Source organism: Pigmentiphaga litoralis (genome assembly GCF_013408655.1).
Lineage (GTDB): Bacteria > Pseudomonadota > Gammaproteobacteria > Burkholderiales > Burkholderiaceae_B > Pigmentiphaga > Pigmentiphaga litoralis_A.
Map to the genome: position 1 here is coordinate 2,786,598 of NZ_JACCBP010000001.1, position 25,098 is coordinate 2,811,695.

At 65.9% G+C, this 25,098-nt stretch carries 23 protein-coding genes; 6 read left to right on the plus strand and 17 right to left on the minus strand.

Annotated features, from left to right (window positions below; all coding sequences use genetic code 11):
* The first annotated feature begins 15 nt into the window (after positions 1-15).
* Positions 16-504, plus strand: a complete 489-nt coding sequence (locus HD883_RS12540) for a dihydrofolate reductase (RefSeq protein ID WP_179584989.1) — start codon at positions 16-18, stop codon at positions 502-504.
* Between the two features lie 88 nt (positions 505-592).
* Here the strand turns inward: HD883_RS12540 and HD883_RS12545 are convergent, their stop codons facing one another.
* The 8 genes from HD883_RS12545 to HD883_RS12580 form a co-directional block, all read right to left on the minus strand.
* A complete protein-coding gene (locus HD883_RS12545) occupies positions 593-919 on the minus strand; it encodes a P-II family nitrogen regulator (RefSeq protein WP_179584987.1) in 327 nt (108 codons plus the stop codon).
* A 9-nt stretch (positions 920-928) separates the two neighbouring features.
* Positions 929-4,030, minus strand: a complete 3,102-nt coding sequence (locus HD883_RS12550; protein WP_179584985.1) for an efflux RND transporter permease subunit — start codon at positions 4,028-4,030, stop codon at positions 929-931.
* 4 nt (positions 4,031-4,034) lie between these two features.
* On the minus strand, positions 4,035-5,186 hold the full coding sequence (locus HD883_RS12555) for an efflux RND transporter periplasmic adaptor subunit (RefSeq protein WP_179584983.1): 1,152 nt from the start codon (positions 5,184-5,186) through the stop codon (positions 4,035-4,037).
* Positions 5,186-6,430: a TolC family protein gene (locus HD883_RS12560; protein ID WP_179584981.1), complete on the minus strand. Its 1,245-nt coding sequence runs from the start codon at positions 6,428-6,430 to the stop codon at positions 5,186-5,188. The genes HD883_RS12555 and HD883_RS12560 overlap by 1 nt, the downstream gene beginning before the upstream one ends.
* A gap of 90 nt (positions 6,431-6,520) precedes the next feature.
* A complete protein-coding gene (locus HD883_RS12565) occupies positions 6,521-6,943 on the minus strand; it encodes a hypothetical protein (protein ID WP_179584979.1) in 423 nt (140 codons plus the stop codon).
* Between the two features lie 189 nt (positions 6,944-7,132).
* The gene (gene gcvH, locus HD883_RS12570) at positions 7,133-7,513 is read right to left on the minus strand and encodes a glycine cleavage system protein GcvH (protein ID WP_179584977.1); all 381 of its coding nucleotides are present in this window, start codon (positions 7,511-7,513) and stop codon (positions 7,133-7,135) included.
* 42 nt (positions 7,514-7,555) lie between these two features.
* Positions 7,556-8,725 carry a glycine cleavage T C-terminal barrel domain-containing protein gene (locus tag HD883_RS12575; RefSeq protein ID WP_179584975.1) on the minus strand — a complete coding sequence of 390 codons (1,170 nt, stop codon included), beginning with the start codon at positions 8,723-8,725 and terminating at the stop codon, positions 7,556-7,558.
* A gap of 31 nt (positions 8,726-8,756) precedes the next feature.
* The gene (locus HD883_RS12580; RefSeq protein WP_218863158.1) at positions 8,757-9,866 is read right to left on the minus strand and encodes an esterase; all 1,110 of its coding nucleotides are present in this window, start codon (positions 9,864-9,866) and stop codon (positions 8,757-8,759) included.
* A 142-nt stretch (positions 9,867-10,008) separates the two neighbouring features.
* Between HD883_RS12580 and HD883_RS12585 the strand changes: the two genes are divergently transcribed.
* Positions 10,009-11,274, plus strand: coding sequence for a lipoprotein-releasing ABC transporter permease subunit (locus HD883_RS12585; RefSeq protein ID WP_179584973.1), 1,266 nt, complete (start codon positions 10,009-10,011; stop codon positions 11,272-11,274).
* Here HD883_RS12585 and HD883_RS12590 read toward each other — a convergent pair.
* Positions 11,271-11,705, minus strand: coding sequence for a MarR family winged helix-turn-helix transcriptional regulator (locus HD883_RS12590; protein WP_179584971.1), 435 nt, complete (start codon positions 11,703-11,705; stop codon positions 11,271-11,273). The genes HD883_RS12585 and HD883_RS12590 overlap by 4 nt on opposite strands.
* Before the next feature lie 110 nt (positions 11,706-11,815).
* Here HD883_RS12590 and HD883_RS12595 point away from each other — a divergent pair, with 110 nt between their 5' ends.
* The gene (locus tag HD883_RS12595) at positions 11,816-13,063 is read left to right on the plus strand and encodes a multidrug effflux MFS transporter (RefSeq protein WP_179584969.1); all 1,248 of its coding nucleotides are present in this window, start codon (positions 11,816-11,818) and stop codon (positions 13,061-13,063) included.
* Between the two features lie 16 nt (positions 13,064-13,079).
* On the opposite strand, the gene HD883_RS12600 is transcribed toward HD883_RS12595, so the two are convergent.
* From HD883_RS12600 to HD883_RS12610, 3 genes are all read right to left on the minus strand, one after another.
* Positions 13,080-14,510, minus strand: a complete 1,431-nt coding sequence (locus HD883_RS12600; RefSeq protein ID WP_179584967.1) for an amidohydrolase family protein — start codon at positions 14,508-14,510, stop codon at positions 13,080-13,082.
* 73 nt (positions 14,511-14,583) lie between these two features.
* Positions 14,584-15,393 carry a sulfite exporter TauE/SafE family protein gene (locus HD883_RS12605; RefSeq protein WP_179584965.1) on the minus strand — a complete coding sequence of 270 codons (810 nt, stop codon included), beginning with the start codon at positions 15,391-15,393 and terminating at the stop codon, positions 14,584-14,586.
* A 44-nt stretch (positions 15,394-15,437) separates the two neighbouring features.
* Complete coding sequence (locus HD883_RS12610; protein ID WP_257022159.1) at positions 15,438-16,415, minus strand: Bug family tripartite tricarboxylate transporter substrate binding protein; 978 nt, start codon at positions 16,413-16,415, stop codon at positions 15,438-15,440.
* A gap of 103 nt (positions 16,416-16,518) precedes the next feature.
* On the opposite strand from HD883_RS12610, the gene HD883_RS12615 reads away from it, so the two are divergent.
* The gene (locus HD883_RS12615; RefSeq protein WP_179584961.1) at positions 16,519-17,256 is read left to right on the plus strand and encodes a GntR family transcriptional regulator; all 738 of its coding nucleotides are present in this window, start codon (positions 16,519-16,521) and stop codon (positions 17,254-17,256) included.
* Here the strand turns inward: HD883_RS12615 and HD883_RS12620 are convergent.
* From HD883_RS12620 to HD883_RS12640, 5 genes are all read right to left on the minus strand, one after another.
* Positions 17,228-17,710, minus strand: a complete 483-nt coding sequence (locus tag HD883_RS12620) for an NUDIX hydrolase (protein WP_179584959.1) — start codon at positions 17,708-17,710, stop codon at positions 17,228-17,230. The genes HD883_RS12615 and HD883_RS12620 overlap by 29 nt on opposite strands.
* On the minus strand, positions 17,710-18,984 hold the full coding sequence (locus tag HD883_RS12625) for an NAD(P)/FAD-dependent oxidoreductase (protein ID WP_179584957.1): 1,275 nt from the start codon (positions 18,982-18,984) through the stop codon (positions 17,710-17,712). Before HD883_RS12625 ends, HD883_RS12620 begins: the two co-directional genes overlap by 1 nt.
* On the minus strand, positions 18,984-21,245 hold the full coding sequence (locus HD883_RS12630) for an arginine/lysine/ornithine decarboxylase (RefSeq protein ID WP_179584955.1): 2,262 nt from the start codon (positions 21,243-21,245) through the stop codon (positions 18,984-18,986). Before HD883_RS12630 ends, HD883_RS12625 begins: the two co-directional genes overlap by 1 nt.
* Before the next feature lie 88 nt (positions 21,246-21,333).
* The gene (dcd, locus tag HD883_RS12635) at positions 21,334-21,900 is read right to left on the minus strand and encodes a dCTP deaminase (protein ID WP_179584953.1); all 567 of its coding nucleotides are present in this window, start codon (positions 21,898-21,900) and stop codon (positions 21,334-21,336) included.
* Between the two features lie 87 nt (positions 21,901-21,987).
* Positions 21,988-22,761 carry a TetR/AcrR family transcriptional regulator gene (locus HD883_RS12640; RefSeq protein WP_179584951.1) on the minus strand — a complete coding sequence of 258 codons (774 nt, stop codon included), beginning with the start codon at positions 22,759-22,761 and terminating at the stop codon, positions 21,988-21,990.
* A gap of 196 nt (positions 22,762-22,957) precedes the next feature.
* On the opposite strand from HD883_RS12640, the gene HD883_RS12645 reads away from it, so the two are divergent.
* Together HD883_RS12645 and HD883_RS12650 are read left to right on the plus strand one after the other, a co-directional pair.
* A complete protein-coding gene (locus tag HD883_RS12645; RefSeq protein WP_179584949.1) occupies positions 22,958-23,545 on the plus strand; it encodes a cupin domain-containing protein in 588 nt (195 codons plus the stop codon).
* A gap of 140 nt (positions 23,546-23,685) precedes the next feature.
* Complete coding sequence (locus tag HD883_RS12650; RefSeq protein WP_179584947.1) at positions 23,686-24,729, plus strand: Bug family tripartite tricarboxylate transporter substrate binding protein; 1,044 nt, start codon at positions 23,686-23,688, stop codon at positions 24,727-24,729.
* The last annotated feature ends 369 nt before the right edge of the window (positions 24,730-25,098 follow it).

Here is a 25,098-nt window from a genome sequence, read left to right on the forward strand (position 1 = left end):
CGTCCGGAACGCTTCATGGCCCTGCCCTATTCCCTTATCGTCGCCTACTCACGCAACCGCGTGATCGGGCGCGACAACCAGTTGCCGTGGCGTCTGCGCGGCGATCTCGCCCACTTCAAACGCACGACCCTGGGCCAGCCCATCCTGATGGGCCGCAAGACCTGGGAATCGCTGGGCCGCCCCCTGCCCGGCCGCACCAATATCGTCATCACCCGCAACCCTGCGTATGTGGCCGAAGGTGCGGTGGTCGTGACCAGCCTGGCAGACGCACTGGCCGCCTGCGGCGACGTGCCGCACGCGTTCGTGATCGGCGGCGCGCAGATCTATGGCGAAGCCTTGCCGGGGGCGACGCAGTTGATCGCCACCGAAGTCGATGTCGAGACGGAAGGCGACGCCTTCTTTCCGCCCCTGCCGGAAGGCCAGTGGGAAGAAATCGCCCGCGAGGCGCAGCCTGAGGAAGACGGCCTGCGGTATGACTTCGTGACGTACCGACGGCGCACGTAAAGCGCGTCAGCAAGACATGAAAAAGGGAGACCCGCGGGTCTCCCTTTTTCGTTTCAGTAACGTGGGCGGCCGTCACGCCGCCCCGCGATCACTGGCCTGCCGGCTTCCACAGGTAGTCGAACGACTCCACCGGCGTCACCCACACGATGCCGTCGCCGACATGGCGTGTCGTGCCCGCCTGCACGACTGCGGCGCGCAGGGCATCCACGTGTTCGTCGTCGGCCACGATTTCCACCCGCACCTTGGGCGAGTAGTCCAGCAACTCTTCCTTGTGGTTCGTGGGCGGGTTGCGGGAGGGCGAACTGCAGCCTTCCACCTTGGACACGGTCATGCCGGGAAAGCCGGGCACGTGACGCAAGGCCTCGCGGACATCGGTAAGTCGGTTCGGGCGAATGATTGCCTTGATTTCCTTCATGAAAGCTCCTTAAGCCTCTTTGCCTTCTTCATCGAACCACTTGTACAGGGTCGGAAGCATCAGCAAGGTCAACAACGTCGAGGTAATGAGGCCACCGATCACCACCACAGCCAGCGGACGCTGCACTTCCGATCCGGGTCCGGTTGCGAACAGGAAAGGAATCAGGCCCAGCATGGCGACCGTGGCGGTCATCATGACCGGCCGGAATCGCATGGTCGCGCCTTGCAGCACCGACTCATCAAGCGACTTGCCCTCCATCCGCAGACCGCGGATGTAGGACACCATCACCACCCCGTTCAACACGGCAATCCCCCACAGTGCGATGAACCCGACCGATGCCGGCACCGACAGGTATTCACCCGTGACGAACAGACCGAAGATCCCGCCGATCGATGCAAACGGCAGCACCGTGATGATCAGCGTGGCGTAACGCACGGACTTGAACAGCAGGAACAGCAGGAAGAAGATCGCGGCGACCGTGATCGGCACGATGATCGTCATGTGGCCCAGCGCCCGTTCCATGTTCTGGAAGGTGCCGCCCCATTCCAGGTAGTAGCCCACCGGCAACTGCACCTTGGTCTGCACGGCTTGCTGCAGTTCGGCGACGAAGCCGCCCAGATCCCGGTCGGCCACGTTGATGGCGACCACGATACGGCGCTTGCCGCCTTCACGGCTGATCTGCGCCGGACCGTCCAGCACTTCGATCTTGGCCAGGCTGTCCATCGGCACCCGCACGCCGCGCGGGGTCGTCACCAGCAGGTCGCGGATGGACGAGACGTTGTTGCGGAACGATTCGGGCAGACGCACGGTGGCGTTGAAGCGGCGTTCGCCTTCAAAGATCTGCGTGGCGTTCTTGCCTGCAATGGCGATCTCGATCACGTCATGGACGTCGGACACGTTCAGGCCGTAGCGGGCGATGGCGCGCCGGTCGATTTCGATCGACAGGTATTGCTGCCCGCTGATCAGTTCCACCCGCACGTCGCGCGCGCCGTTGATGCTGTTCGCCACCTTGGCGATTTCGTTGGCCTTGGCCCGCAGGCGGGTCAGGTCTTCGCCGAACACCTTCACGGCCACGTCGGATCGCACGCCCGTCACCATTTCGTCCACCCGATCGGAAATCGGCTGAGCCATGACGACCTGCGCGCTCGGGATCACCTTCAACGCCTTCTGAATCTCGGCGGCAATGGTGTCCTGCGTCCAGCCATCGGGCCATTCATCGCGCGGCTTCAGGCTGACGACCGGGGTCGATTCGTTCTGCGATTGCGGATCCGCCGGGCTTTCGCCGCGGCCCACGCCTGACACCGCCGACTTCACGCCCGGCACCTGCATGATCAGCTTCATGGCCTGCATTTCGAGCTTGATCGATTCTTCAAGCGAAATGTTCGGCACGCGGTTGATCGACGGAACGATGGACCCTTCCTTCATTTCGGGAATGAAGGCGGTACCCAGCATCGGCACGAGCGCAAGCGAGCTCAGGAACAGCAGCACGGCCAGCACCACCGTCTTCTTGGCGTTGCGCACCGCCCAGGCCAGCATGCGCAGGTAGGGCTTTTTCATCATCGCGATGACGCGCGTGTCGTGTTCGGCGCCGCCCTTCAGCACATAGGACGAGACCACCGGCGCGAGCGTCATGGACAGCACCACCGAAATGCCCAGTGCGATCGCGATCGTGTAGGCCAGCGGCGCGAACATCTTGCCTTCCATGCCCTGCAGCGTCATCAGCGGCAGGAACACCAGGATGATGACGCAGATGCCGAACACGACCGGGGTAGCGACTTCCGTCACGGAGCGCAGGATCACGCGGATCTTGCTGTCCCCCGGCTCGCGCGGGCGCCCCAGGTGGCCGAAGGCGTTCTCGACCACCACGGCCGGCCCGTCCACCATCAGGCCGATGGCGACCGCCAGACCGCCCAAAGACATGAGGTTGGCCGAAATGCCGAACTGATTCATGGCAAAGAAGGTGAGCAGCGGCGTCAGGATCAGCGTCGTGATCACGATGACGGACGAACGCAAGTCCCCCAGGAAGAGGAACAGCACGACCACGACCAGCGCGATACCTTCCAGCAGCACCTTGGTCACCGTCCAGAGGGCGGCGTCGACCAGTTCGCTTCGATCGTAGTAGGACACGATCTGCAGGCCGTCGGGCAACATGCCCTGGCTGTTGATCTCGGCCACGCGCGCCTTGACCCGGGACACCACTTCCTTGGCATTGCCGCCGCGCATCATCATCACGATGCCGCCGACCGATTCGGTCACGCCATTCTTGACGACCGCGCCGTAACGGACTTCATGGCCAATGGTGATTTCGGCCACGTCGCGCATGTAGACCGGCGTGCTGCCCGATTCCACCAGCACGATGTCGCCAATGTCTTCCAGCGTTTCGATCAGACCCACGCCGCGGATCAGGTACTGCTCGGCAAAACGCGGCAGGATGCCGCCGCCCGAGTTGGCGTTGTTGCGGGCCAGCGCTTCGTACACCTGCGAGATCGAGATGCCGTAGTGATTCATCCGGTCGGGATTCATCAGCGCCTGGTACTGCTTGACGTACCCGCCCTGCGAGTTGATTTCCGCCACCTGCGGAATCGACCGCAACAGGGGCCGCACCACCCAGTCCTGCACGATGCGACGCTTGGTCAGCTCTTCGACCGACAATTCCTTGTCGCCGTCGTCGGGCTTGTCCAGCGTGTACTGGAATACCTCGCCCAGGCCGGTGGACACCGGACCCAGTACCGGCGTGACCCCGGTCGGCATGGTGGAAGCGACCTCGATCAGGCGCTCCATGACCAATTGCCGCGCGAAGTACACGTCGGTCGCGTCGGTGAACACCAGGGTGATCAGCGACAGCCCCGGTTTGTTCAGGGAGCGCATTTCTTCGATGCCGGGCAAGCCGGTCATCGCGATTTCGACCGGCACGGTCACGAAGCGCTCGACTTCTTCGGGCGATCGCCCGGGCGCTTCGGTCGCGATCTGCACCTGCACGTTGGTCACGTCGGGGTAGGCGTCGATCGACAGCTTGCGTGTCGCATCCAGGCCGACCGCCAGCGCAATGAACGCCAGGACGATCACGATCAACCGCTGTTGCAGAGCAACGCGGATTATCTTTTCTAGCATGCGACTACTCCTGGACGATGCCGGTGCGCTGGTTGTTCAGATGGAACGCGCCTTCGACGACGACCTTGTCGCCTTCCCGCACGCCCGCCTGCACGACCCGCGTGCCGTTGTAGCTCTGGCCCAGGGTGACTTCCGTCGCGCGGTAGGTGCCGGGCTTGGTTTCCACGTACACCATGTCCTTGTCTTCGGAACGGACCACCGCCGAGTTCGCGACCACGACCTTGTCGCTGGGTCGGCTGGCGATCAGCATGCTGGCCAGCATGGCCGGCTTCAGGCGCCCTTCCGGGTTTTCGAGCGACGTACGCACCAGCACCGTCCGGGTCGTCGGGTTGACGATCTGGCCGACATAGATCAGCTTGCCGGTGAATTTCGTGTTGCCCAGCGCGGGCACTTCGATCTCGGTCGTCTGGCCTTGCGCGACCAGGTCGGCCTGGGCTTCAGGCACTTCGGCCACGGCCCAGACCCGCGACAGGTCGGCCACCGTGAACAGGGCCTGGGCGGGTTGCACCACCTGCCCGATCGACACGTTCAGCTCGACTACAGAACCGCGCATGGTGGACACCACGGGCGAGAACGAGCTGATCTGACCATCGGAGCCCAGCCGGCTGATCACGCCATCGGACATGCCCAGCACGTTGAGCTGGTCACGCGCCGCGCGTCGTTCCGCCTCGGCCACGTTGTATTCGTTTTCGCGCTTCTGCAGTTCACCCCGGCCGATCACGTCGGCAGCAAACAGCTGACGCGCGCGTTCGCGGTTATTGGCCTGCAGTTCGCTGAAGGCGCGGGACTTCAGGTAGGCCAGCTGCGCCGTACCCAGTTCGCTGCTGTGCAGACGCGCCAGCACGTCGCCAGGCTTCACGGCCTGGCCCAGTTCGGCGCGGATTTCGGTGACCCGGCCGGTCACGGTCGCGCCAATGCGCGCCACGCGTTCGATGTCGAAGTCGATGCGGCCGCTGACGCGCAGCATTTCGCCAAAGGGCTGCTTGGTGATCGTCGCAAGCTTGATTCGGGACGCCATGGCCTCGTCGGCCGTCACGATGGCGGGGTCTGCCGCGGGGGCAGCCGGCGCGGCGGTTTCCGGCGCCTTGTCGCCGCATGCGCTCAACGCGATCGCCAGGGCGACCAGGGACGCGGAGAAGGAAAGGGAGTGCTTCATCATGGTTGACCTGAGTCGGAAGTGGGGGCGAGCAGACGCTCGATGTCAATGGCGGCCAGTTGCAGATCGAATCGCGCGGCAATGAGGTCGGTGCGCGCGACGCGCAGCACGCGCTGGGCGTCGATGTATTCCAGGATGCCGCGTTCGCCGAAGCGATACGCCGCTTCGGACACCCTCAGCGAGGCCTCGGCCTGGCGCACGATGCCCGATTCCAGCGCTTCGACCTGGGCCGCGGCGATCTGGAACTGCTGGTAGGCCGACTCCAGTTCCTGGCTCAGCGCGAATTCACGCCCTTCGACCATCGTGCGCACCTGGATCAGGCGCGCCGCGGCTTCGGCAATCGGACCCTGGCGGCGGTCCCACAGCGGCACGCTAACCACCAGGCCGACCCGGGTGTTCTGCACATCCGGTTCACGTTCGGTCGACGCGCGGATGGCAAACGTGGGCCGGTTCAGCGCCCGTTCGTAATCCACAGCGACGTTGGCGCGTTCCAGTTCCAGACGCAATTGACGCAGCTCGGGATTGATCGACAGCATCGATGCCCGCAGGGTGTCGAGCGGCGGAATCTGCGGCGCCCGCAGCCCCAGGCCGCCTTCGATGGCAAAGCTGAGCGGCAGCCCGCCGCCCACCTGCTGGCGCAGGAAGGACTTGGCCCGATTCACCCGCAACAGGGCGCTCTGGCTGTTCTTCTGGGCGTTCAGCAGTTCGGTTTCGGCACGGATCGATTCGCCCCGCGGCGCATCGCCCACGTCCACCCGCACCTGCACGCGGTCATAGATCTGCTGCATCAGCGCCAGGTCTTCTTCGGCGGCGCGGAATTCAGCTTCGCGCCGCAGCGTTTCGTAGTACGCCTGCTTGACCGAGGCGATCAGGTTGGTCAGGAAGACGTTGCGGCCGGCAAGGGTCGCGTCCAGGGTGCGTTCGGCGATCTGGGTGCGCAACAGGCGCTGGCTGGGCAGGTCGATCCGCTGCGTGACCGACAGCGTGTTGAGCGACCCCGCGGCGCCACCGGTCTGGCGCGCCGACGCGCGGCCGGTCTGGTAGTCGATTTCCGGATTCGGATAGGCGCCCGCGGTCGTGATGCCGGCCCGCGCGGCGTCCACGCCGGCGGCGGTGGAACGGACGCCTGCGTTGGACGTCAGGGCGATACTGACGAGTTGGTCGAGCGTATAGGGCTGAGCCGCCATCGCCTGAGGCGCGGCGAAGCCCAGCCACACCGCAAATGCTAGGGTGATCGGTTTCATTGATATCAACAAGGGACGAACAGGCACGGCGACGGAAGTCGCGCGCAAAAGCAGGGACGGCAATACGCCGACCCGACTAGGGAAGCGAAATTACAGCGTCGCCATCGGCGGCCGATAGGTGCGGAACACCGGGGCCGGCAACGGGAGAGAGGGGCGAGCCGGCGCGATGACGCGGCTGCTGACGATGGTATGGATCACGCCCTGGATGGGCAGGTCGAACTCGTGGGGGTCGACCGGACCGGCGCTGGCGGACGACGTGTCCGTATACACGCGGCAGGCCAGGCGATCGACATTCACGTCACGCAAGTCGAGCGCCGACAGCTGGTCCACGATGTGGGGCGTGTCGTCGTCGAAGAATTCCCAGTCGTCGAACTGGGCGGCCATCATGGCCATGGCAGTCAGGTCGATGGCCGAAGTGTTGGCCAGATCGCCCAAACCGAAGTCGCCCAGGCCAAACGAAGGCTGGCCCATGCCGCCTGTGGCGAACGCCACCGACGTTGGCGAAAAGGTCACGACCGACTCATGCGCGTTCCGGCAATCCACGGCAGACGCCCACGCCAGGTGCAGCGGCATGAGTACCAGTGTGAATATGATGAGAACGAATCGCATTGCAGCATTTTAACGGCTGAACGGCTTTTTGCAATTCGGGGCTGTTACAAACCCTCCGCGACCCGCGCTGTTGTTGGGTCAACGGGGGTTGGCTCATCGGATGCCGGCGCGTTCCTCGTACCCCGCGGCGTCGAGCCACCCTGATCTTTCGTCAGGGTTTTCCGCTCGCATCTTGAAGATCCAGGTGTCGTAGGGCGACTCGTTCAGCAGCCCCGGATTGTCGGACAGGGCGTCATTGAACGCGATGACATCTCCGGTTACAGGCGCGTGGATGTCCGATGCAGTCTTGACCGATTCGACCACGCCGGCCGGGTCGCCCGCGGCCAGACGGGTGCCGACTTTCACGTCGCCCACGAACACCAGGTCACCCAGGCGGTCTTGCGCCGTGTCGGTGATGCCGACCACGATCAAGTCGTCTTCGGTGCGGATCCATTCATGCGTGACGGCATAGTGGCGGTCGGGAGGCGTAGGCATCATCGGTCCTTGCAGGGCAGATTCGAAATTTCGGTTCACGGGTCAGAGCGGGGGCGGTGCAGGCGCAATGGCATGACCGCGTCTGACGAATGGTAGCGCGCAAACGCGGGCGTTGCGCCAGACCCCGCCCATCTCGACCTGGGCCAACGTGCCTTCGGCCGCGCGGGTGGGGATCCGCGCCAGGGCGATCGGCACGCCCAGGGTCGGCGACCGGATCAGGCTGGTCACATACCCCTCGGCCGGTTCGCCGGCGATCAGGATGCCGGGCAGCCGGACGCGGGGGCGTTCGTGGGCAGGCGGCAGATCGGCATCGGCGCCTTCGTCGGCGTCGGCATCGGTCACGATCAGGCCGGCCAGCCGGCAGGGCGCGGGCCGGGCCTCGAGCGCGCGCCGCCCGATGAAGTCACGGGCCGCGTCGTGCCGGCAGACGGTGTCGCCCAGGCCCGATTCGTGGGGCGACGCGTCGGCGCCGGTGTCCACGCCATACCGCACCAGCCCGGCTTCGATCCGCAGGCTGTCACGCGCGTCCAGGCCGCACGGCCGCACGCCCAGCGCAACCAGATCGCGCCAGAGTTCGATCACGGTATCGATCGGTCCGAAACATTCATAGCCGCCTTCGCCGGTATAGCCGGTGTGGGCCACCATCAGCCCGGCCACGTCGGTAAAGCGCCGGCGTGGCAAGGGTTCGGTCAGGGGCCGGCTGCCCGGGCGCGCGACCCAGAACCGTTCGGCGGCGTGGGGGCCTTGCAGCGCCAGCATGGCCAGGTCGCGGCGGGGCTGGATCGCCAGCCGCCACCCGCCGGTCTGGTGGACATGGTCCATCCAGGCCACGGCCGCGTCGGCGCACCCGGCATTCAGCACGATCCGCCAGGCGTCGGCGCCCAGCCGGTACACCATGGGGTGGTCGATGATGCCGCCCTGGTCCGACAGCAGACAGGACAGCAGCGCCCCGCCTGCCCCGGCCACCCCGTCGACGTCATTAGCCAGAATGTGGCGCAGATAGGTGCGTGCGTCGCGCCCCTGCACATCCACCACCAGCAGGTGCGAGATGTCGAACATGCCGGCCGTATGCCGCACGGCCTGGTGTTCGTCAGTGCCCGGACCGTCGGGTCCATACGATCCAGGCAAGGCCCAGCCTTCATGCTCGACCATCCGGGCGCCCAGCGCCCGATGTTCGCTGGCCAGGGGAGAACGGCGGGGCAGCAGGCTCATGGCGGCATCCCTCTTCCCGATCCGCGCGGATCTACCGCACGTTGCGATCCAGCCAGCCGACCAGCCACCCTGCCAGTTCCAGGCTGTTCCGGTCCTGCATCAGCATGTGCGAATTCCCCTTGATGCCAAGGTCGGGCAGGGAAATCATTTCGGCCTTGCCGCCCACCTTGTTGACCGCTTCGATGAACTCGCGGCAGGCCTTGAAGCGCGGCGCCCAGCGGGGCGACAGGTCGACGTAATCACCCCACAGCACCAGGATGGGCAGACCGGCATAAGGTTTCAGATCGCCATTGGCCGCCGGGCAGGCACCCGGTTCGATCGACACGATGCCGGCGATGCCGTCACGGTCCAACGCCGCCGTCTGGAACGGATAGATGCCGGATTGCGAATGGCTGACCAGCACCGTGTTCTTGACCCGCTTGGCCAGTTCGGACAACGCCGGCACGGTCGGGTTGGGCGTGGGCAAGGTGTTGATCCAGTCCGGCACCATCTGCTTCCAGAATTCGTTCTGGGCTTCGAGCGGGAACAGCAGGCCCGGGAAGACCTGCGGATAGGTGGCCCCGAAACGGAACACCATCCACGCATCGGCATGGCCCACCGAATAGACCGTCGGCAAGCTGGATGCCGGGGCCTTGCCCATCTTGACGGCGTTGATGGCGGCCGGCGTGGCTGCCGATCGCCCGCGCGCGGCCTGGTCGACCACGTACGTCGGAAAGCCGCTGCGCACGAAGTATTCGTCCCAGCCCATCCGCCCGTCGGGCGTCGATTCCCAGGTCTTGCCGGTCAGGCAGCAGCCGTGGACCAGCGCCAGCGACAAGGGACGCGGATTGACCGGCACCTGATAGCGGACATACATCTGCTCGACCGTGATCGTTCCGGACGGCGCGTAGGCAGGCAGCGTGGACAGCGTGTCGGACGTGACCTCTTTGCCACCCAGGAAGAAGCTGCCCTGGCGGGCCAGCGTCAGCGGCGAGTCCGGCGACAGGCTGTTCTGGCCCGATGTCATGCCGGGCGCGCAGGCCTGCAGCCCGCAGACGACAGCGGCGCCCGCGAGCCATCGGGCCAGCGTGGACAGGGCCGGGCGGCCAGGCAAGGAAGGGGTACGGGAGGTCGACGGAAAGGTCGGGGTGGACAAGGTCATTGTGTCTCCTGCGGTGCGCCCCGGCGTCGTTGCGGCGGGGATCGTGGCCCCAGTCTATCGGCGCACCGCCGCGGCGACAAGCCCGCCCGTCCGGACCGCCGACGCGCTGTGGCACACTGCATCCTCTTTCCGGGAGTCCGAGTTGAGCTGGTTGAAGAATGTGCCCTACGAATGGGCGGTAGGGCTGCGCTACACGCGGGCAGGCCGGCGCAGCGGCCGGGATTCCTTCATCTCGTTCATCGCGCTGACGTCCATGCTGGGCATCGCCCTGGGCGTGGCCGCACTGATCACCGTGCTCTCGGTCATGAATGGTTTCCAGACCGTGGTGCGCGACCGCATGCTGGCGGTAGTGGCGCACATCGAAATCGTCGACCGCGCCGGGGTGTCGCCCAACTGGCAGGAACTGGCCCGCTACGCCGAGCGCAATCCCGAAGTCCGGGGCGCGGCCCCCTTCCTGGACGGCCAGGTGCTGCTGACGCGCGGCACCACGCTGCGCGGCGTCGTGATGCGCGGGATCCTGCCTTCGGAAGAACCCAAGGTCACCGACATCGTCAACACCCTGAAGGAAGGCACGCTGGACGTGCTCAAACCCGGTGAATTCAATGTGATCCTGGGATCCGAGCTGGCGTCGGCCCTGTCGGTCAAGGTGGGCGACTCGGTCACCATGATGGCCACCGACGGCCAGTCGCTGCAATCGCGCGCCCTGCCCCAGCTCACCCAACTGAAGGTGGCCGGCATCTTCAGCGCCGGCCATTTCGAATTCGATTCGTCGCTGGCCTACATCCATATCCAGGATGCCCAGACCCTATTCCACCAGCCCGCCCCCAGCGGCGTGCGGCTGCGGATCCGCGACGTGCTGCAGGCGCCCGAGGTCGCGCGGCAACTGGCGGCCGACCTGCCCCCCAGCATCTACCTGCGCAACTGGACCCAGCAGAACGCCACGTGGTTTGCGGCGGTCAAGACGCAAAAACGCATGATGTTCCTGATCCTGGCGCTGATCATTGCGGTGGCGGCGTTCAACCTGGTGTCGACGCTGGTCATGACCGTGAAAGACAAGCAGGCCGACATCGCCATCCTGCGCACACTGGGCGCGACGCCCGGATCGATCATGAAGATCTTCGTGATCCAGGGCGCGGTGGTGGGCCTGGTCGGGACGTTGTCGGGCGTGCTGTTGGGCACCCTGCTGGCGCTCAACATCCACACGGTCATTCCGTTCATCGAACGGCTGCTGAACGTGCAGTTCCTGAACCAGAGCATCTACCTGATTACCGAGTTGCCTTCGGAACTGCGGTGGCACGATGTCGGGCTGATCGGCGGGTTTGCGGTGCTGCTGGCGTTCGTCGCCACGCTGTATCCCAGCTGGAGCGCCGCACGCGTGCGGCCGGCGCAGGCGCTGCGGGAGTCCTAGGTCGACTTTCCGTGACGTTCGATGGTGCGCAGCATGGCCACCAGCGTCGCCCGGTCTTCCGGCTCGATGCAGGAAAACAGCGCATCCATCGCGACCCGACGCGGTTCGGCCACGGCAGCCAGCGCGGCTTCGCCGGCCGGCTTGATCACGATCAGTTGCGCGCGCCGGTCGGTCGGGTGCGGCTGACGTTCCACCAGCCCATCCCGTTCCAGCCCGTCGATCGCGTCTGTCAGTGTGCGTGGCGACTGCCCGAACAACTCTGCCAGTTCACCCGGGCGGCAGGGGCCTTCGCGCTGCAGCGCCGTCAGCAGTTTTCCCCGCGACATCGACAGGCCATGGGCCGCCATGACGGAGTCGATACGGGGACGCAGCACGCGCCATACGGCGAGTAGCGCTTCAGCCACATCGGAAGGCGTTGACGGTTCTGGCATGGATCCTCATAATGGCAAACAAATAGTGTGGTACCTCACTATGAGTTTACCGCATAGTTATTGCCGGCTCCCATCCGGTCTAACCCGACCCTTCGCGTTGAGACCCCTTCATGCCAGACACTCCGCCCCTGCGCTCCGCCCGCGCCACGATCAATCCGGCCACGACGGCGTTCATCCTGTTCCTGGGTGCGCTGGCCGCCCTGCCCCCGCTGTCCATCGACATGGGTTTGCCGGGCCTGGGCCAGGTCCAGGAAAGCCTGAACGCCACCGCCAACCAGGCGACCATGACACTCAGCCTGTTCCTGCTGGGCTTTGCCATGGCGCCGCTGGTGCTGGGCCCGCTGGCCGACCGCTATGGCCGCCGGCCCATCCTGCTGTGGGGTCTGGCGGTGTTTACCGTGGCGGGCCTGGGCTGCGCCATGGCGCCGTCCATCGGGTCGCTGCTGGGCTTCCGGGTGCTGCAGGGCATTGGCGCCGGTGCCGGCGCCATGCTGCCCGTGGTGATCGTGCGGGATCTGTTCACCGGCGCGCAGGCGCGGGCCCGCATGTCCTATGTCACCCTGGTGCTGGGTATCGGGCCTATCGTTGCCCCGGCGTTGGGCGCGGGGATCATGGCGCTGAGCGGCTGGCGCGAAATCTACGGCGCGCTGAGCCTGGCCGGCGCGATCATCTTTGTCGTGGCCTTCTGGTCATTCGGTGAAAGCGCCAAGCCCGGCCAGCGCAGCAGCCTGCGTCCGCGCGACATCCTGCGCAACTACCGCAATGTGCTCAGCCACCGCGTCTTTCTGGGGTTTGCGCTGGTCAACGGCCTGACGTTCGCGGCCATGTTCGCGTATATCTCGGGGTCGCCGCTCGTGCTGATGGCCAATATGGGCCTGTCCACCGGCGCCTACAGCCTGATCTTTGCGATCACGGCGGGCGCCATGGTGGTGGGCTCGTCGGTCAACGGCTGGGCGGCCACGCGCGAAATGAGCCCCAAAATGCTGTTTCGCACCGCCATGGCCTTGCTGGTGGCGTCGCCCCTGCTGCTGGTGATCCTGACGCTGACGGGCAGCCTGACGGTGCCCGTCCTGGTGCCCCTGATCGCCGTCACGACCTTTTCGCTGGGCATCGTGATGCCGAATTCGACCCACGGCGCGCTGCAGCCCATGGGCCGTACGGCGGGGGTCGCATCGGCCGTGCTGCGCGCGATCCAGATGGCCTGCGGCGCCGCGGCCAGCGGCCTGGTCGCGTCGCTGTATGACGGCGAAAGCGCCATTGCCATGACAGGCACGATGCTGCTGTGCGCGGCAGGCGCCGCGATCGTGTACCTGTGGATGCTGAAGCCGGCGCTGGCGAAGGCCGCCGCGGCGGCTTAGATCGCAGGCGCAGGGCCTAGCGCCGCACCGACGCCCGGTAGGCGGCTGACAAGGGGTGGATCTTCTGGATCGGCGCCTTGGCCACCGCTGTTGCGGCAATGCGCCGCACTTCGGCCATCAAGGCGCGGGCATCCCAATCCACCGGCCAGCCCCGCCAGAGACGCAGCGCGCCGTTGACGAACACCGCGTCGATCTGGTCCCGGTTGGCCAGCCGCACCAGCTCCCAACTCATGTCCCAGGAAGGCAGCATCTCCGGCACGTCCATGTCGACCAGCAGGAAATCCGCCGCCAGGCCTTCGGCAATCCGTCCGATGCGTTGGCCGAGTCCGGCAACGTCGGCGCCGCCCGCCGTGGCCTGCTCCAGCCACAGCGCCCCGCCACCTGCCGACGAATCGCCCCGCATCAAGCCGAACGCCAGCCGCTGATTGGTCTCTGCCGAGTCCATCAGGCGAAAGCCGTCACTGCGGGTGCCGTCGGTGCCCAGGCCGACACGGATGCCCATGGCGGACATCGTGACCGCGTCGGCCACGGCATTGCCCTTCCACACGCTGGCGACCGGGTTGTAGCTGACGGCGGTGTCCGTTTCCTTGAGCAGACGCATTTCATACGGTGTCACCAGCGTGGCATGCGCGACCAGCGTCTGCGGGCCCAGTGCGCCCACGCTGTCCAGATGTTCCAGCGGCCGCAGGCCCCGCGCCACCAGCGACCGTTCCACCGACGCCAAGTGTTCATTCACATGCGTCTGGAACACGACGCCGCGCTCGGCGCTCAGCCGCGCCACGTCCGTCAGTTGTCCGTCGCTGGCCGCTTCAGGCGTCGAGATCGCCAAGGACGGATGCACCAGGGCGTCGTCCGCCCACACGTCAATATGCCGTTCGGCCGCCTGCAGCAGCGCATCGCGCTGCCCTTCGGCGCCCGCGTCGTTGCAGATCAGTCCCAGCACGCAGCGCACGCCCACGTCCTTGGCAGCACGGGCCACGGCTTCCAGCCCCAATTGCGCCCGCGTCCCGGCATCACACACGGTGGTGAAGCCCCCGCGCAGCGCTTCCAGCGACGCCAGCTTGGCCGACAGGTAGAGGCTTTCTTCATTCAGGCTGCCTTCCAGCGGCACCCAGATGCGGCGGAAAATTTCTGATGGCTCGCCAAATGCCAGGGCCTTGCCGAAGGACTGCGTGAGGTGATGATGGGCATCGACAAACCCCGGCATGAGCAGACGGCCGGGCAGCAGGTGCATCGTCAAGGCCGGGTGGGCCTGGCGCAGCTGTTCCACCGGGCCGATCTCGGCAAACACGCCCTGCGCGATCCGCACCGCCATGCCCTGGGCCGGCCCATCGGGAAGCAGCAGCCATTCCGGGGCCAGCAGCAATTCGTCGGCCAGCAAGGCGGACGCGGTCAGTCCTGCCGACGAGGCGGAAAAGGTGCGATCGGTCGGTTCGTAAGAAGTCATCATGGTTTCCAGATTCGTCAAAGACGGCGGCACACGTGCAATCGCCGCCTTCTTGCGTCACATTTTTCGGGTGCTACGCGGCCAGCAGACTGCGCAGGCAATACGCCAGGCCGACCGCGATCAGCGCCACGGCCACGCCGATCTTCACTACCCGCGTGGGCATCCGCGCGGCGATGGCGGTGCCCGCAACCCAACCGGCCACCAGCAGCGCGCCCAGCATCAGGCCCAGGCGGACATCCAGCTGGCCGGTCGCCAGGTTGACCGCCGTGGCGGACAGCGCGATCGGCAACTGGATGCCCTGCGCCCAGGCGATCGACAGCCGCGTCGGCGCACCAAAACACATCAGGAGCGGAAGCAGAATCACCGGCCCACCCGTACCCGACCAGGCCGACCCGCAGCCCACGGCCAGCCCCAACACCGCCACCGCGGCCCGCCCGTGCAAGGAGGTGGGCATGCCCCCTTCCGCCCGCGCCTTGCGGGCCAGCAGGGTCTGGCAGCCCGACACGATGGCCAGGGCGGCGACGCCCAGCTGCGCGGCCGTGGCGGGCAGCCACTGCAGCGTCAATGCCCCCAGCGCGGCGCCAGCCAACGCCCAGGCGTACAGGGCCAGAGGCTGCGCCGTCGAAGCGGGGCTCCGGGCACCCGGCCCGGCATTGCCCGATGCAAGGGCGTCCGCTGCGGCTTGCGCCTTCCGGCGCCGCCGCAGCCACACCATCGCGGCAATGCCAGTGAACATGAAGCCGAAGGTCGACGCCGGCACGGCCTGCGCCACCGGCAGGCCGGCCAGCGTCGTCAGCACCGGCACCACCAGGATCCCGCCAATGCTGGTCGCGCCCACCGCCAGCCCCGCCACGACGATCAGCGCGAGCACCAGGGCGCTCATGGCTGACCTTCAGGTGGGCAAGGCGGCGGGACGATAGCCATGCCTCAGTCCATCCGGATGCCGGCGGTGTTGATCACCGTGGACAGCATCTGCTTTTCACGCGCCAGATAGGTCGCGAACGCGGCCGGGGCCATGTCCATCGGCGCAAAACCCGCATCCGCCAGCTTGCGCTTGAGTTCCGGGTCGGCATGCACCGCGGCCAGTTCCCTGGCGATGCGATCCACGATCGCCGCATCGGTATGCGCCGGCGCCATCAGACCCTGCCAGGAATCCACGTTCATCGACTTGAACTCGGCGGTCTCGGACAGGCTGGGCACATTGGGCAAGCCTTCCCAGCGCGCCTGGGACGTCACGCCCAGCGCTTTCACCTTGTTGTCACGAATGAAGTTCTGCGCCAGGCCGACCGGCAGCACTGCCAGGTCGATCTGCCCGCCGGCCAGTTCGGTCAGCACCTGCGGACCCGACTTGTACGGCACGTGCATGATGTCGATGGCGGCCATCTGCTTGATCATTTCGGCGGTGATGTGCAGCGACGTGCCGACCCCATCCGTGCCGTAATTGAGCTTGCCGGGCTGGCTGCGCGCCAGCTTGACCAGGGCGTCGGCCGAATCCACGGCCAGCGTGGGCCGCGCGATCAGCACGAAGGCCGACGAGGCCACCGGCGCGATGGGCAGGAGCTCTTTCAGGCCGTCGTACTTGAAGGTATTGGGCGAGACCAGGGGCGCGACGGTGACCGGGCTGGCCACCGCGAACAGCAGGGTGTAGCCGTCGGGCTTGGCGCGAATCACGCGCTGCGTGGCGATCGTGCCCGACGCGCCCACGACGTTTTCGACCACAATGGGCTGCTTCAGGCGTTCGGCCAGGCGCGGCATCACGATGCGGGCGGCGACGTCCACGCTGCCTCCTGGTGCAAAGGGCACCACAACCGTGATGGGCGACGAGGGATAGGCCGTGGTCTGCGCGACACCGGCGTGCGATACGGCAGCAACAAGGCTGCCCAGGAGGATCTTTATCAGTACCATTGGCTTTTGCATGATTCACGCCCGAGTGGATTTCAAGGGAATCGCACCATGACGATGCGCATTAGACTTGTCATAACAAGTTATGACAAGTGAAGCAAAAGCTGTGCCACTGAAACCAAATGCCACGCCCCTATATGCGCAGCTGCGCGATCGCCTCAAGCAGCAGATCCTGGACGGCAAGCTCGGACCGCACGCCAAGCTGCCTTCGGAAAGCGAACTGACCCTGCAGTATGGCGTCAGCCGCATCACCGTGCGGCAGGCCCTGACCGACCTGCATCGCGAAGGGCTGATCGTGCGGGTGCACGGCAAGGGCAGTTTCGTGTCCCAACCCGTCGTGGCGCAGGATCTGACCCAGTTGCGGGGACTGTCGGAATCCCTGTCCGGAGAAGGCCGGGTGATCCACACCCGCATGCTGTCGCACAAAACCGTCAAGGCCAGCGAGGTCGTCGCGGGGCATCTGCGCGTGCCCGCGCGCAGTCCGGTCAGCGAACTGCGCACCGTGCGCTACCTGAACCGCGCGCCGCTGTCCTTGAACCATTCGTATATGTCGGTGGAGCTGGGCGAGCGGATCCGCAAGGCCGACCTGGCCAACCGGGACCTGATCGCCATTTTCGAGAATGACGTGGGGTTGACCATTACGCGTGCCGACCTGTCGATCACTGCCCTGACGGCGGACGACTCGCACGTCAAGCCGCTGGCAGTGGATCCTGGCGCGGCCCTGCTGCAGGTGGAACGGGTGCTGCTGGCGCCCGACGGGTCGCCCCTGCACTTCGAGTCCACCACGTATCGCAGCGACCGCTTCAGCTACAGCCTCAGTGTGGAGCGGCGTCGGATGGGCTGACCACCCAGGCGTCTTCCTGGACGAAACGCGCCACGCGCTCCCGCAGGTGCGGGATGGCGTGGTCGCACTCGATGAAGTCGGCGATCGGCATCAGCTGCCAGTGCTGGCCTTCGTCGCCGAACCGGATCGACGCCACGTCGGCGGCGGTCAGCCAGCCGGCGAACAACCAGGTGGGCAGGCCGCCCGGCGCGACGGCCGGGTAGGCGCGGGCCACGGTGATCTGCGTGGGGGGCAGCACCAGCGCGAATTCTTCGAACAGCTCGCGCGCGGCGCATTCCCAGGGCGATTCCTTGACTTCCCGCCCACCGCCGGGCAGGTCCCAGCAGTTGGGATAGGGCAAGTCAGGAAAGTCGTCGCGCCGGTACACCAGCAGGCTGTCTTCGAAACGCAGCGCCAGCTTGGCGCCGCCAAACGGCGCTGACAGCGGCAAAGGGATGGGGTCGACGGCTTCCATCAGACGGCCTGCCCGGCAGCCACGCCCGATGCCCATGCCCACTGGAAGTTGTAGCCCCCCAGCCAACCGGTCACGTCGACCGTCTCTCCAATGAAATGCAGCCCCGGCACAGTCTTGGCCTCCATCGTCTGTTGATCCAGTCCTCGCGTGTCGACACCGCCACGCATCACTTCCGCCTTTTTGTAGCCTTCCGTCCCGCTGGGCACCACCGCCCACGAAGCCAGGCTGGCGGCAAGCGCCCGCAGCGTCTTGTCGGGCACGTCGGCCAGGCGCTGGGTCGCCAGGCCAGGCCACAGGTCGCCATGCGCCACCAGCCATTGCTCGGCCAGCCGCCGTGGCAGCAGCCCGCTCAGCACGGTCACCACCTGCTGACGGTTGCCGGGCTTGGCGTCGAGCAGCGCGGCCGCCAGGTCCAGACCTGGCGCCAGGTCGATCGTGATCGGCGTGTTCGGCTCCCAGAAGCTGGAAATCTGCAGCACGGCCGGACCCGACAGACCCCGGTGCGTGAACAGCAGGTCCTCGCGAAAGCGCGGCGCCTTCTTGCCTTCGCCGGTCCGGATATCGACTTCGAGCGCGACCCCGGCCAGGGGCACGAAGGGCTTCCACGCGGCCGCGTCGAAGGTCAGTGGCACCAGGGCCGGGCGCGGTTCAATGATCTTGAGGCCGAACTGGCGGGCGATCTTCAAGCCGAAATCGGTGGCGCCGATCTGGGGAATCGGCAGGCCGCCGGTGGCAATGACGACGCGCCCGGCATGGATCGGGCCGTGCGACGTCTCGATGATAAAACCAGTGCGGGTCGGGAATCCAGAGGGGTCGGCATCCGGCGCCGTCTGCGATGCCGGCACGTTGCGCGTGATCGCCGTCACGCTGCACGGCATGCGCCATGACACGCCGGCCGCGTCGGTTTCGGCGCGCAGCATGCGGATGATGTCCTCGCTGGACTCGTCGCAGAACAGCTGGCCGCGATGCTTTTCATGCCACGCGATGCGGTGCCGCGTGACGAGATCGATGAAGTCCTGCGACGTGTAGCGGGCCAGCGCCGACCGGCAGAAATTCGGATTGGCCGACAGGAAGTTGGCCGGCCCCGCATCGCGGTTGGTGAAGTTGCAGCGTCCACCGCCCGAGATGCGGATCTTTTCGGCCAGCTTGGTGGCGTGGTCGATCAGCACGACCCGGCGGCCACGCCGCCCGGCCGTTGCCGCGCACATCATGCCGGCCGCGCCCGCGCCGATCACGGCGACGTCCACCGCCGCCGTGCCAGTTCCGGCCGCCATCAGGCGTCCTTGACGCAGTCCACGTAGTGACGGATCTGGCCTTCGGCGTTGACCTCGGCCACCAGGCCGTGGATGTCGGTGCCAAAACCCGGGAACTGCGCGTTGAACTTCCGTGCGAACTGCAGGTAGTGGACGATCGTGCTGTTGAAGCGTTCGCCCGGGATCAGCAGCGGAATGCCCGGCGGATACGGGGTCAGCAGCACGCTGGTCACGCGCCCTTCCAGCTGGTCGACGTCCACGCGTTCGATCTCGCGGTGCGCCATCTTGGCAAAGGCTTCGGACGGCTTCATGGCCGATTCCATGTCGCTCAGGTACATCTCGGTCGTCAGGCGCGCCACGTCGTACTCGCGGTACAGCGCATGGATCTTCAGGCACAGATCGCGCAGGCCGACCTTTTCGTATTCCGGGTAGTCCTGGCAGAACTCGGGCAGGATGCGCCACATCGGCACGTTGCGGTCGTAGTCGTCCTTGAACTGCTGCAAGGCGGTCAGCAGCGTGTTCCAGCGGCCTTTGGTAATGCCGATGGTGAACAGGATGAAGAACGAATACAGGCCGGTCTTTTCGACGATCACGCCGTGTTCGGCCAGGAAGCGCGTGACGATCGACGCTGGAATGCCGGTTTCGCCGAACTTGCCCGACACGTCCAGCCCCGGGGTGATGATCGTGGCCTTGATCGGGTCGAGCATGTTGAAGCCCGGCGCCAGATTGCCGAAGCCGTGCCATTCATCGTTCGCTTCAAGGATCCAGTCTTCGCGCTCGCCAATGCCGTCGGCCACCAGCTTGTCCGGTCCCCAGACCTTGAACCACCAGTCTTCGTCACCGAACTCGGCTTCGATCTTGCGCATGGCGCGGCGGAAATCCAGCGCTTCCAGAATGCTTTCTTCGACCAGCGCGGTCCCGCCCGGCGGCTCCATCATGGCTGCCGCCACGTCGCAGGACGCAATGATCGCGTACTGCGGCGAGGTGGACGTATGCATCAGATACGCTTCGTTGAAGATGTGGCGGTCCAGCTTGCGGGTCTCGGATTCCTGCACGATGATCTGCGACGCCTGCGACAGGCCGGCCAGCAGCTTGTGCGTCGAGTGCGTCGCGTACACGACGGCCTCGGCGCTGCGGGGGCGGTCCTTGCCGATCGCGTGCATGTTCTTGTAGAAGTCGTGGAACGCCGCATGCGGCACCCAGGCTTCGTCGAAGTGCAGCGTGTCGATCGTGCTGCCCAGCAATTCCTTGATCATCTCGACGTTGTAGACGACGCCGTCATACGTGCTTTGCGTGATGGTCAGGATGCGGGGCTTGCGCGCGCCGTTGCCCTTCGCAAACGGGTTCGCGGCGATCTTCTTCTGGATGCTTTCCTCGCGGAATTCGTCCAGCGGAATCGGCCCGATGATGCCCAGGTGATTGCGCGTCGGGCGCAGGAACACCGGCACGGCGCCGATCATGATGATCGCGTGCAGGATGGACTTGTGGCAGTTGCGATCCACCACGACCACGTCGCCCGGCGCCACGTTGGCATGCCAGACGATCTTGTTGGACGTGGACGTGCCGTTGGTCACGAAGAAACAGTGATCGGCATTGAAGATGCGCGCGGCATTGCGTTCCGACGCGGCGATGGGGCCGGTGTGGTCCAGCAGTTGGCCCAGTTCGTCCACCGCGTTGCAGACGTCGGCGCGCAGCATGTTTTCACCAAAGAACTGGTGGAACATCTGGCCCACCGGGCTCTTCAGGAAAGCGACGCCGCCCGAGTGCCCGGGGCAGTGCCACGAGTACGACCCGTCTTGCGCGTACTTGACCAGTTCGCGGAAGAACGGCGGCGCCAGCGAATCCAGATAGCTCTTGGCTTCGCGGATGATGTGGCGTGCCACGAACTCCGGCGTGTCTTCAAACATGTGAATGAAGCCGTGCAGTTCGCGCAGGATGTCGTTCGGGATGTGGCGCGACGTGCGCGTTTCGCCGTACAGGTAGATCGGGATTTCGGCGTTGCGGAAGCGCAGTTCGCCAATGAACGCGCGCAGCTTCTTGACCGCGTGCGCCACGTCGTCGGGCATGCCGGCGCCGAACTCTTCGTCGTCGATCGACAGGATGAAGGCGCTGGCGCGGCTTTGCTGCTGCGCGAACGAAGACAGGTCGCCGTAGTTGGTCACGCCCAGGACTTCCATGCTCTCCGCTTCGATCGCGGCAGCCAGGGCGCGCACGCCGAAGCCGGACGCATTTTCAGAACGGAAGTCTTCGTCGATGATGACGATGGGAAAGCGGAATTTCATGGACGCTCCTGCAGCCAGAAATAAGGTTGAACCGTCACCCCCGCGCGGATCGCGCGGCGAGGGGACGAATGATGCGCAAGGCCAGGGGTCAGGTGCTTGGCAGTGTCACGCCGCGCTGGCCTTGATACTTGCCGCCGCGGTCTTTGTAGGACGTTTCGCAGACTTCGTCGCTTTCGAAGAACAGCATCTGCGCACATCCTTCGCCAGCGTAGATCTTGGCGGGCAACGGCGTCGTATTCGAAAATTCCAGCGTGACGTGGCCTTCCCATTCGGGTTCCAGCGGGGTCACGTTGACGATGATGCCGCAGCGCGCGTAGGTGCTTTTGCCCAGGCAGATCGTCAGCACGCTGCGTGGAATGCGGAAGTATTCGACCGTGCGGGCCAGCGCGAACGAATTTGGCGGGATGATGCAGACATCGCCTTCAAAGTCGACGAACGACTTTGAATCGAAGGCCTTGGGGTCGACGATGGTCGAATTGATATTGGTGAAGATCTTGAACTCGCGTGCGCAGCGCACGTCGTAGCCGTAACTGCTGGTGCCGTAACTGACGATGCGTTCGCCGTTCACGTTCCGCACCTGTCCCGGTTCGAACGGCTCGATCATGCCATCTTCGGTGGCAGCACGACGGATCCAGCGGTCGCTTTTGATGCTCATGAACAGGGGCCTCGGCGGATGACAAATGAAGTAAAGGCTGCGATTGTAGCCGTCTAATGCGACAGCTCCGCGCCGCACCTGGACGCTTTAGTCCGACCTGTCCTGCGCAGGGCTTGTTCCCGGCGCGTTCAGCCCGGCCGCCAGAAAATCCAGCATGCCCGCCAGGGTCTGCGACGACGGGCCAAGGGTGGGGCCGTTCCCGCTGGCGTCGGGCATCAGGCGCGCGACGCGGCCGTTGTCGGCGCGCAGGTACATCATGCTGCCGAACACGCACTGCAGGCGCAGGAACAGTTCGTCGCGCGTCAGGTGCGGGCAGGCGGCTTCCAGCGCCAGCACGAAGTGCCGGGCCACCGCGTCATGCACGCCGAACACGATGTTCTTGACGGTCCGGTCGGGTTCCACCGAGCAGATCGCCGACAGCCGGTTGAAGATCGCGCCCTTGTCGGTGTCGCCCATGCGCAGCCCCGGACCCAGAAAGGCGGCCAGCACCTGGCGCACGTCCGGTTGGGTGACCTGCCCGTCTGTCGGGAAGCAGGCGTCCAGCAGCGCCTGGCGCTCGGCATTCATGTCGACCACCCGACCTTCAAAGATCGCGCGCAGCAGACCTTCCTTGGTGCGGAAGTAGTAGTGCACGGCCGCCATGTTGGCGTCCGCCGCCGCCGTGATCGCACGCAAGGACACGCCGTTGTAGCCCTGCTCGGCAAACAGGCGCTCGGCCACGTCGATGATGCGGTCGCGCGTGGACAGTTCGGCGTCCCTAGCCGCGGCTGACGGGCTCAGCTCGGTGGATGGCGCCGGCGTGAAGGCGTCGTGGGGGGTCGTCTGGGGCATGGAAGCAGTGGGAAGGGACGGGGTGGCCATGACGTCATCGTAACCGGATGCGGAACCATTCCGACCTCGGAATAATTAAGTCGACTGCTTGAATCATTCGTTTGACTTCGATTCCGTCTCGTCTCTATGATGCCCAGAAAAGCGACGTTCGAGACGCGACGTTCGAAACGCGCCGCCCCTACAACAAGATGCTTGAACACAGGCATCCACGCCCTCGGGAGACTCCATGCAAGGCACCATCCGCCGCGTTGTAACCGGCCACGACGCCGACGGGCGAGCGATCGTCATCGAAGACGGCCCCGCACCCAATGTCCGTCACAACCCCGCGCGGCCCGGGTATTACCTGACGCAGCTGTGGATCACGCCCACGTCGCCCGCGCCGATCGACAACGGCCCCGACCCCACGCTCAGTCCCGTCGCGCTGCAACCGCCGCCCCTGGGCAGCGTGATCCGCGTAATCGAATTTCCACCGGCCGCCCTGGAGTTGCGTAACCTGGACCCGGACGCCGCCAAGGCCGCGTTTGCCTTGTTCGGCGGACAGCAAGCGCTGACTGCGCAACATGCGCCCAACACCCGTCATCCCTTCATGCACCGCACCGAAACCATCGACTACGCGGTGGTCCTGACGGGCGAAATCACCATGCTGCTGGACGAGTCCGAAGTCACGCTCAAGGCCGGCGACATGCTCGTCCAGCGCGGGACGCACCATGCCTGGACCAACCGCAGCGACGCGCCGTGCAAGGTGCTGTTCGTGCTGATCGACGGCCAGTTCGAACCCGCGCTGGCCGAAAAATTCCAGGACGGCCACGCGTAAGCGCAAAGCCAGGCGAGCCTGACCACCGGCCGGCCAAAGCCGCTGACGCGCCTGCGCCTGCGCCGCAGAGCAAGTCGGCGGCCGCCACCCTGCCCTCCACCGACACCACACCTACAAAAAAGCACTACGAGGAGACATCCATGCCCGTCACGACACCCACCGGCCGCGCCCTGCCGGTTGCACCCGCTGCGCCCGCAGCCCGCCCGCAGAACCGCGCCCTGACTGTCACCGGCGCCGCGATGGCGGCCCTTGCCGCGCAGGCGTTCGTCGGCATCCCTTCCGCCGCGGCGCAGACGCCCTACCCCACCCGGTCGGTCGAAGTCATCGTGCCGTATTCCGCCGGCGGCAGCGTCGACATCATGGCGCGCGCCTTCACGAAAGAAATGGCCGAGATCCTGGGCCAGCAAATCGTCGTGAACAATCGGGATGGCGCCGGCGGGACCATCGGCGTGGCCGCCATTGCCAACGGCCGGCCCGACGGCTACACCGTGCTGTTTTCGCCCTCGTCACCGCTGACGCAAGCGCCCTTTCTGATGGGCAAATTGCCGTACCAGGTCGACCAGATCGTGCCGATCTGCCAGATCTTCGAAAACCCGTTCGTGATCGCGGTCCGCAAGGAATCGCCCATCACCAACCTGAAGGACCTGCTGACCCGCGCCGCCGCCAAACCTGGCGCGCTGTCGTACGGCCACGCCGGCCCGGGCTCGGTCCCCCACCTGGCGACGGCGAATCTGGCCAAGGCGAGCAAGGTGAGCTTCAACGAGATCGCGTTCCGGGGCGACGCGCAGGTGATTCCGCAGATTTTGGGCGGCCATGTCGACTTTGGCGCCCTGGGTGTGTCGTCGGTGGCGGGCAAGGACCTGCGTCTGTTGGCCGTGTATGGCACCGGCCGCCTGCCGGGCTTGCCCGACGTCCCCGCGATCACCGAGTCCGGCATTCCCCACGCCGTGATCGCGCGCAATGGGCTGTATGTGCACCACAGCACCCCCGCCGCGGTCCGCACGACGCTGGAACGCGCCTGCCAGACGGCGTCGGCCAAGCCTGAATTCAAGACCGCCGCGAGCCAGTTGTTCCAGCAGATCAGCTATCTGAATGCGACAGACTTTGCTTCCAAACTGGCTAGCGACCTTGAGACAAACAAGGCGTTGATACAGTCGTTGGGGTTGTTGAATACGGGGAACTGAGGGGGTTGCAGGTCGGATGTAGGGATATCGCGGAAAATTTGCTGGCTGGGAGCCCGGAGGGAGCGGACAGTCGGGTTGGAAGGCCGAGCTCGCTGGGTCCCGGCCTACGCCGGGCCTGGGCATAGCAAAGCCTCCCAACCCGACTGTCCGCTCCCTCCCTGTTTGTACAGCGCCTTCGGCTGGCCTCGGCTGGGGGCTAGTGCGGGCGTCCGATCTTTTTTGGGGGGTTGTGGGTGCAACATGCCTAATGCGGCGGGGGCGCTCGAAACCAATTTCCAGCGAGACGCGGCCCAGCGCAGCGTCGGCCCTCTCTGGTCCGGGGTGGGGTGTGTCATGCCGGTCGGGGGCATTGGGCGCGCCGGGGTTTGC

Bases quoted from the DNA above. Each gene is read 5' to 3' on its own strand.
- HD883_RS12540 (WP_179584989.1), top strand. From the start codon at position 16: ATGGCCCTGCCCTATTCCCTTATCGTCGCCTACTCACGCAACCGCGTG.
- HD883_RS12545 (WP_179584987.1), bottom strand. From the start codon at position 919: ATGAAGGAAATCAAGGCAATCATTCGCCCGAACCGACTTACCGATGTC.
- HD883_RS12550 (WP_179584985.1), bottom strand. From the start codon at position 4,030: ATGCTAGAAAAGATAATCCGCGTTGCTCTGCAACAGCGGTTGATCGTG.
- HD883_RS12555 (WP_179584983.1), bottom strand. From the start codon at position 5,186: ATGAAGCACTCCCTTTCCTTCTCCGCGTCCCTGGTCGCCCTGGCGATC.
- HD883_RS12560 (WP_179584981.1), bottom strand. From the start codon at position 6,430: ATGAAACCGATCACCCTAGCATTTGCGGTGTGGCTGGGCTTCGCCGCG.
- gcvH (WP_179584977.1), bottom strand. From the start codon at position 7,513: ATGCCTACGCCTCCCGACCGCCACTATGCCGTCACGCATGAATGGATC.
- HD883_RS12575 (WP_179584975.1), bottom strand. From the start codon at position 8,725: ATGAGCCTGCTGCCCCGCCGTTCTCCCCTGGCCAGCGAACATCGGGCG.
- HD883_RS12580 (WP_218863158.1), bottom strand. From the start codon at position 9,866: ATGACCTTGTCCACCCCGACCTTTCCGTCGACCTCCCGTACCCCTTCC.
- HD883_RS12590 (WP_179584971.1), bottom strand. From the start codon at position 11,705: ATGCCAGAACCGTCAACGCCTTCCGATGTGGCTGAAGCGCTACTCGCC.
- HD883_RS12595 (WP_179584969.1), top strand. From the start codon at position 11,816: ATGCCAGACACTCCGCCCCTGCGCTCCGCCCGCGCCACGATCAATCCG.
- HD883_RS12600 (WP_179584967.1), bottom strand. From the start codon at position 14,510: ATGACTTCTTACGAACCGACCGATCGCACCTTTTCCGCCTCGTCGGCA.
- HD883_RS12605 (WP_179584965.1), bottom strand. From the start codon at position 15,393: ATGAGCGCCCTGGTGCTCGCGCTGATCGTCGTGGCGGGGCTGGCGGTG.
- HD883_RS12610 (WP_257022159.1), bottom strand. From the start codon at position 16,415: ATGGTACTGATAAAGATCCTCCTGGGCAGCCTTGTTGCTGCCGTATCG.
- HD883_RS12620 (WP_179584959.1), bottom strand. From the start codon at position 17,710: ATGGAAGCCGTCGACCCCATCCCTTTGCCGCTGTCAGCGCCGTTTGGC.
- HD883_RS12625 (WP_179584957.1), bottom strand. From the start codon at position 18,984: ATGGCGGCCGGAACTGGCACGGCGGCGGTGGACGTCGCCGTGATCGGC.
- HD883_RS12630 (WP_179584955.1), bottom strand. From the start codon at position 21,245: ATGAAATTCCGCTTTCCCATCGTCATCATCGACGAAGACTTCCGTTCT.
- dcd (WP_179584953.1), bottom strand. From the start codon at position 21,900: ATGAGCATCAAAAGCGACCGCTGGATCCGTCGTGCTGCCACCGAAGAT.
- HD883_RS12640 (WP_179584951.1), bottom strand. From the start codon at position 22,761: ATGGCCACCCCGTCCCTTCCCACTGCTTCCATGCCCCAGACGACCCCC.
- HD883_RS12645 (WP_179584949.1), top strand. From the start codon at position 22,958: ATGCAAGGCACCATCCGCCGCGTTGTAACCGGCCACGACGCCGACGGG.
- HD883_RS12650 (WP_179584947.1), top strand. From the start codon at position 23,686: ATGCCCGTCACGACACCCACCGGCCGCGCCCTGCCGGTTGCACCCGCT.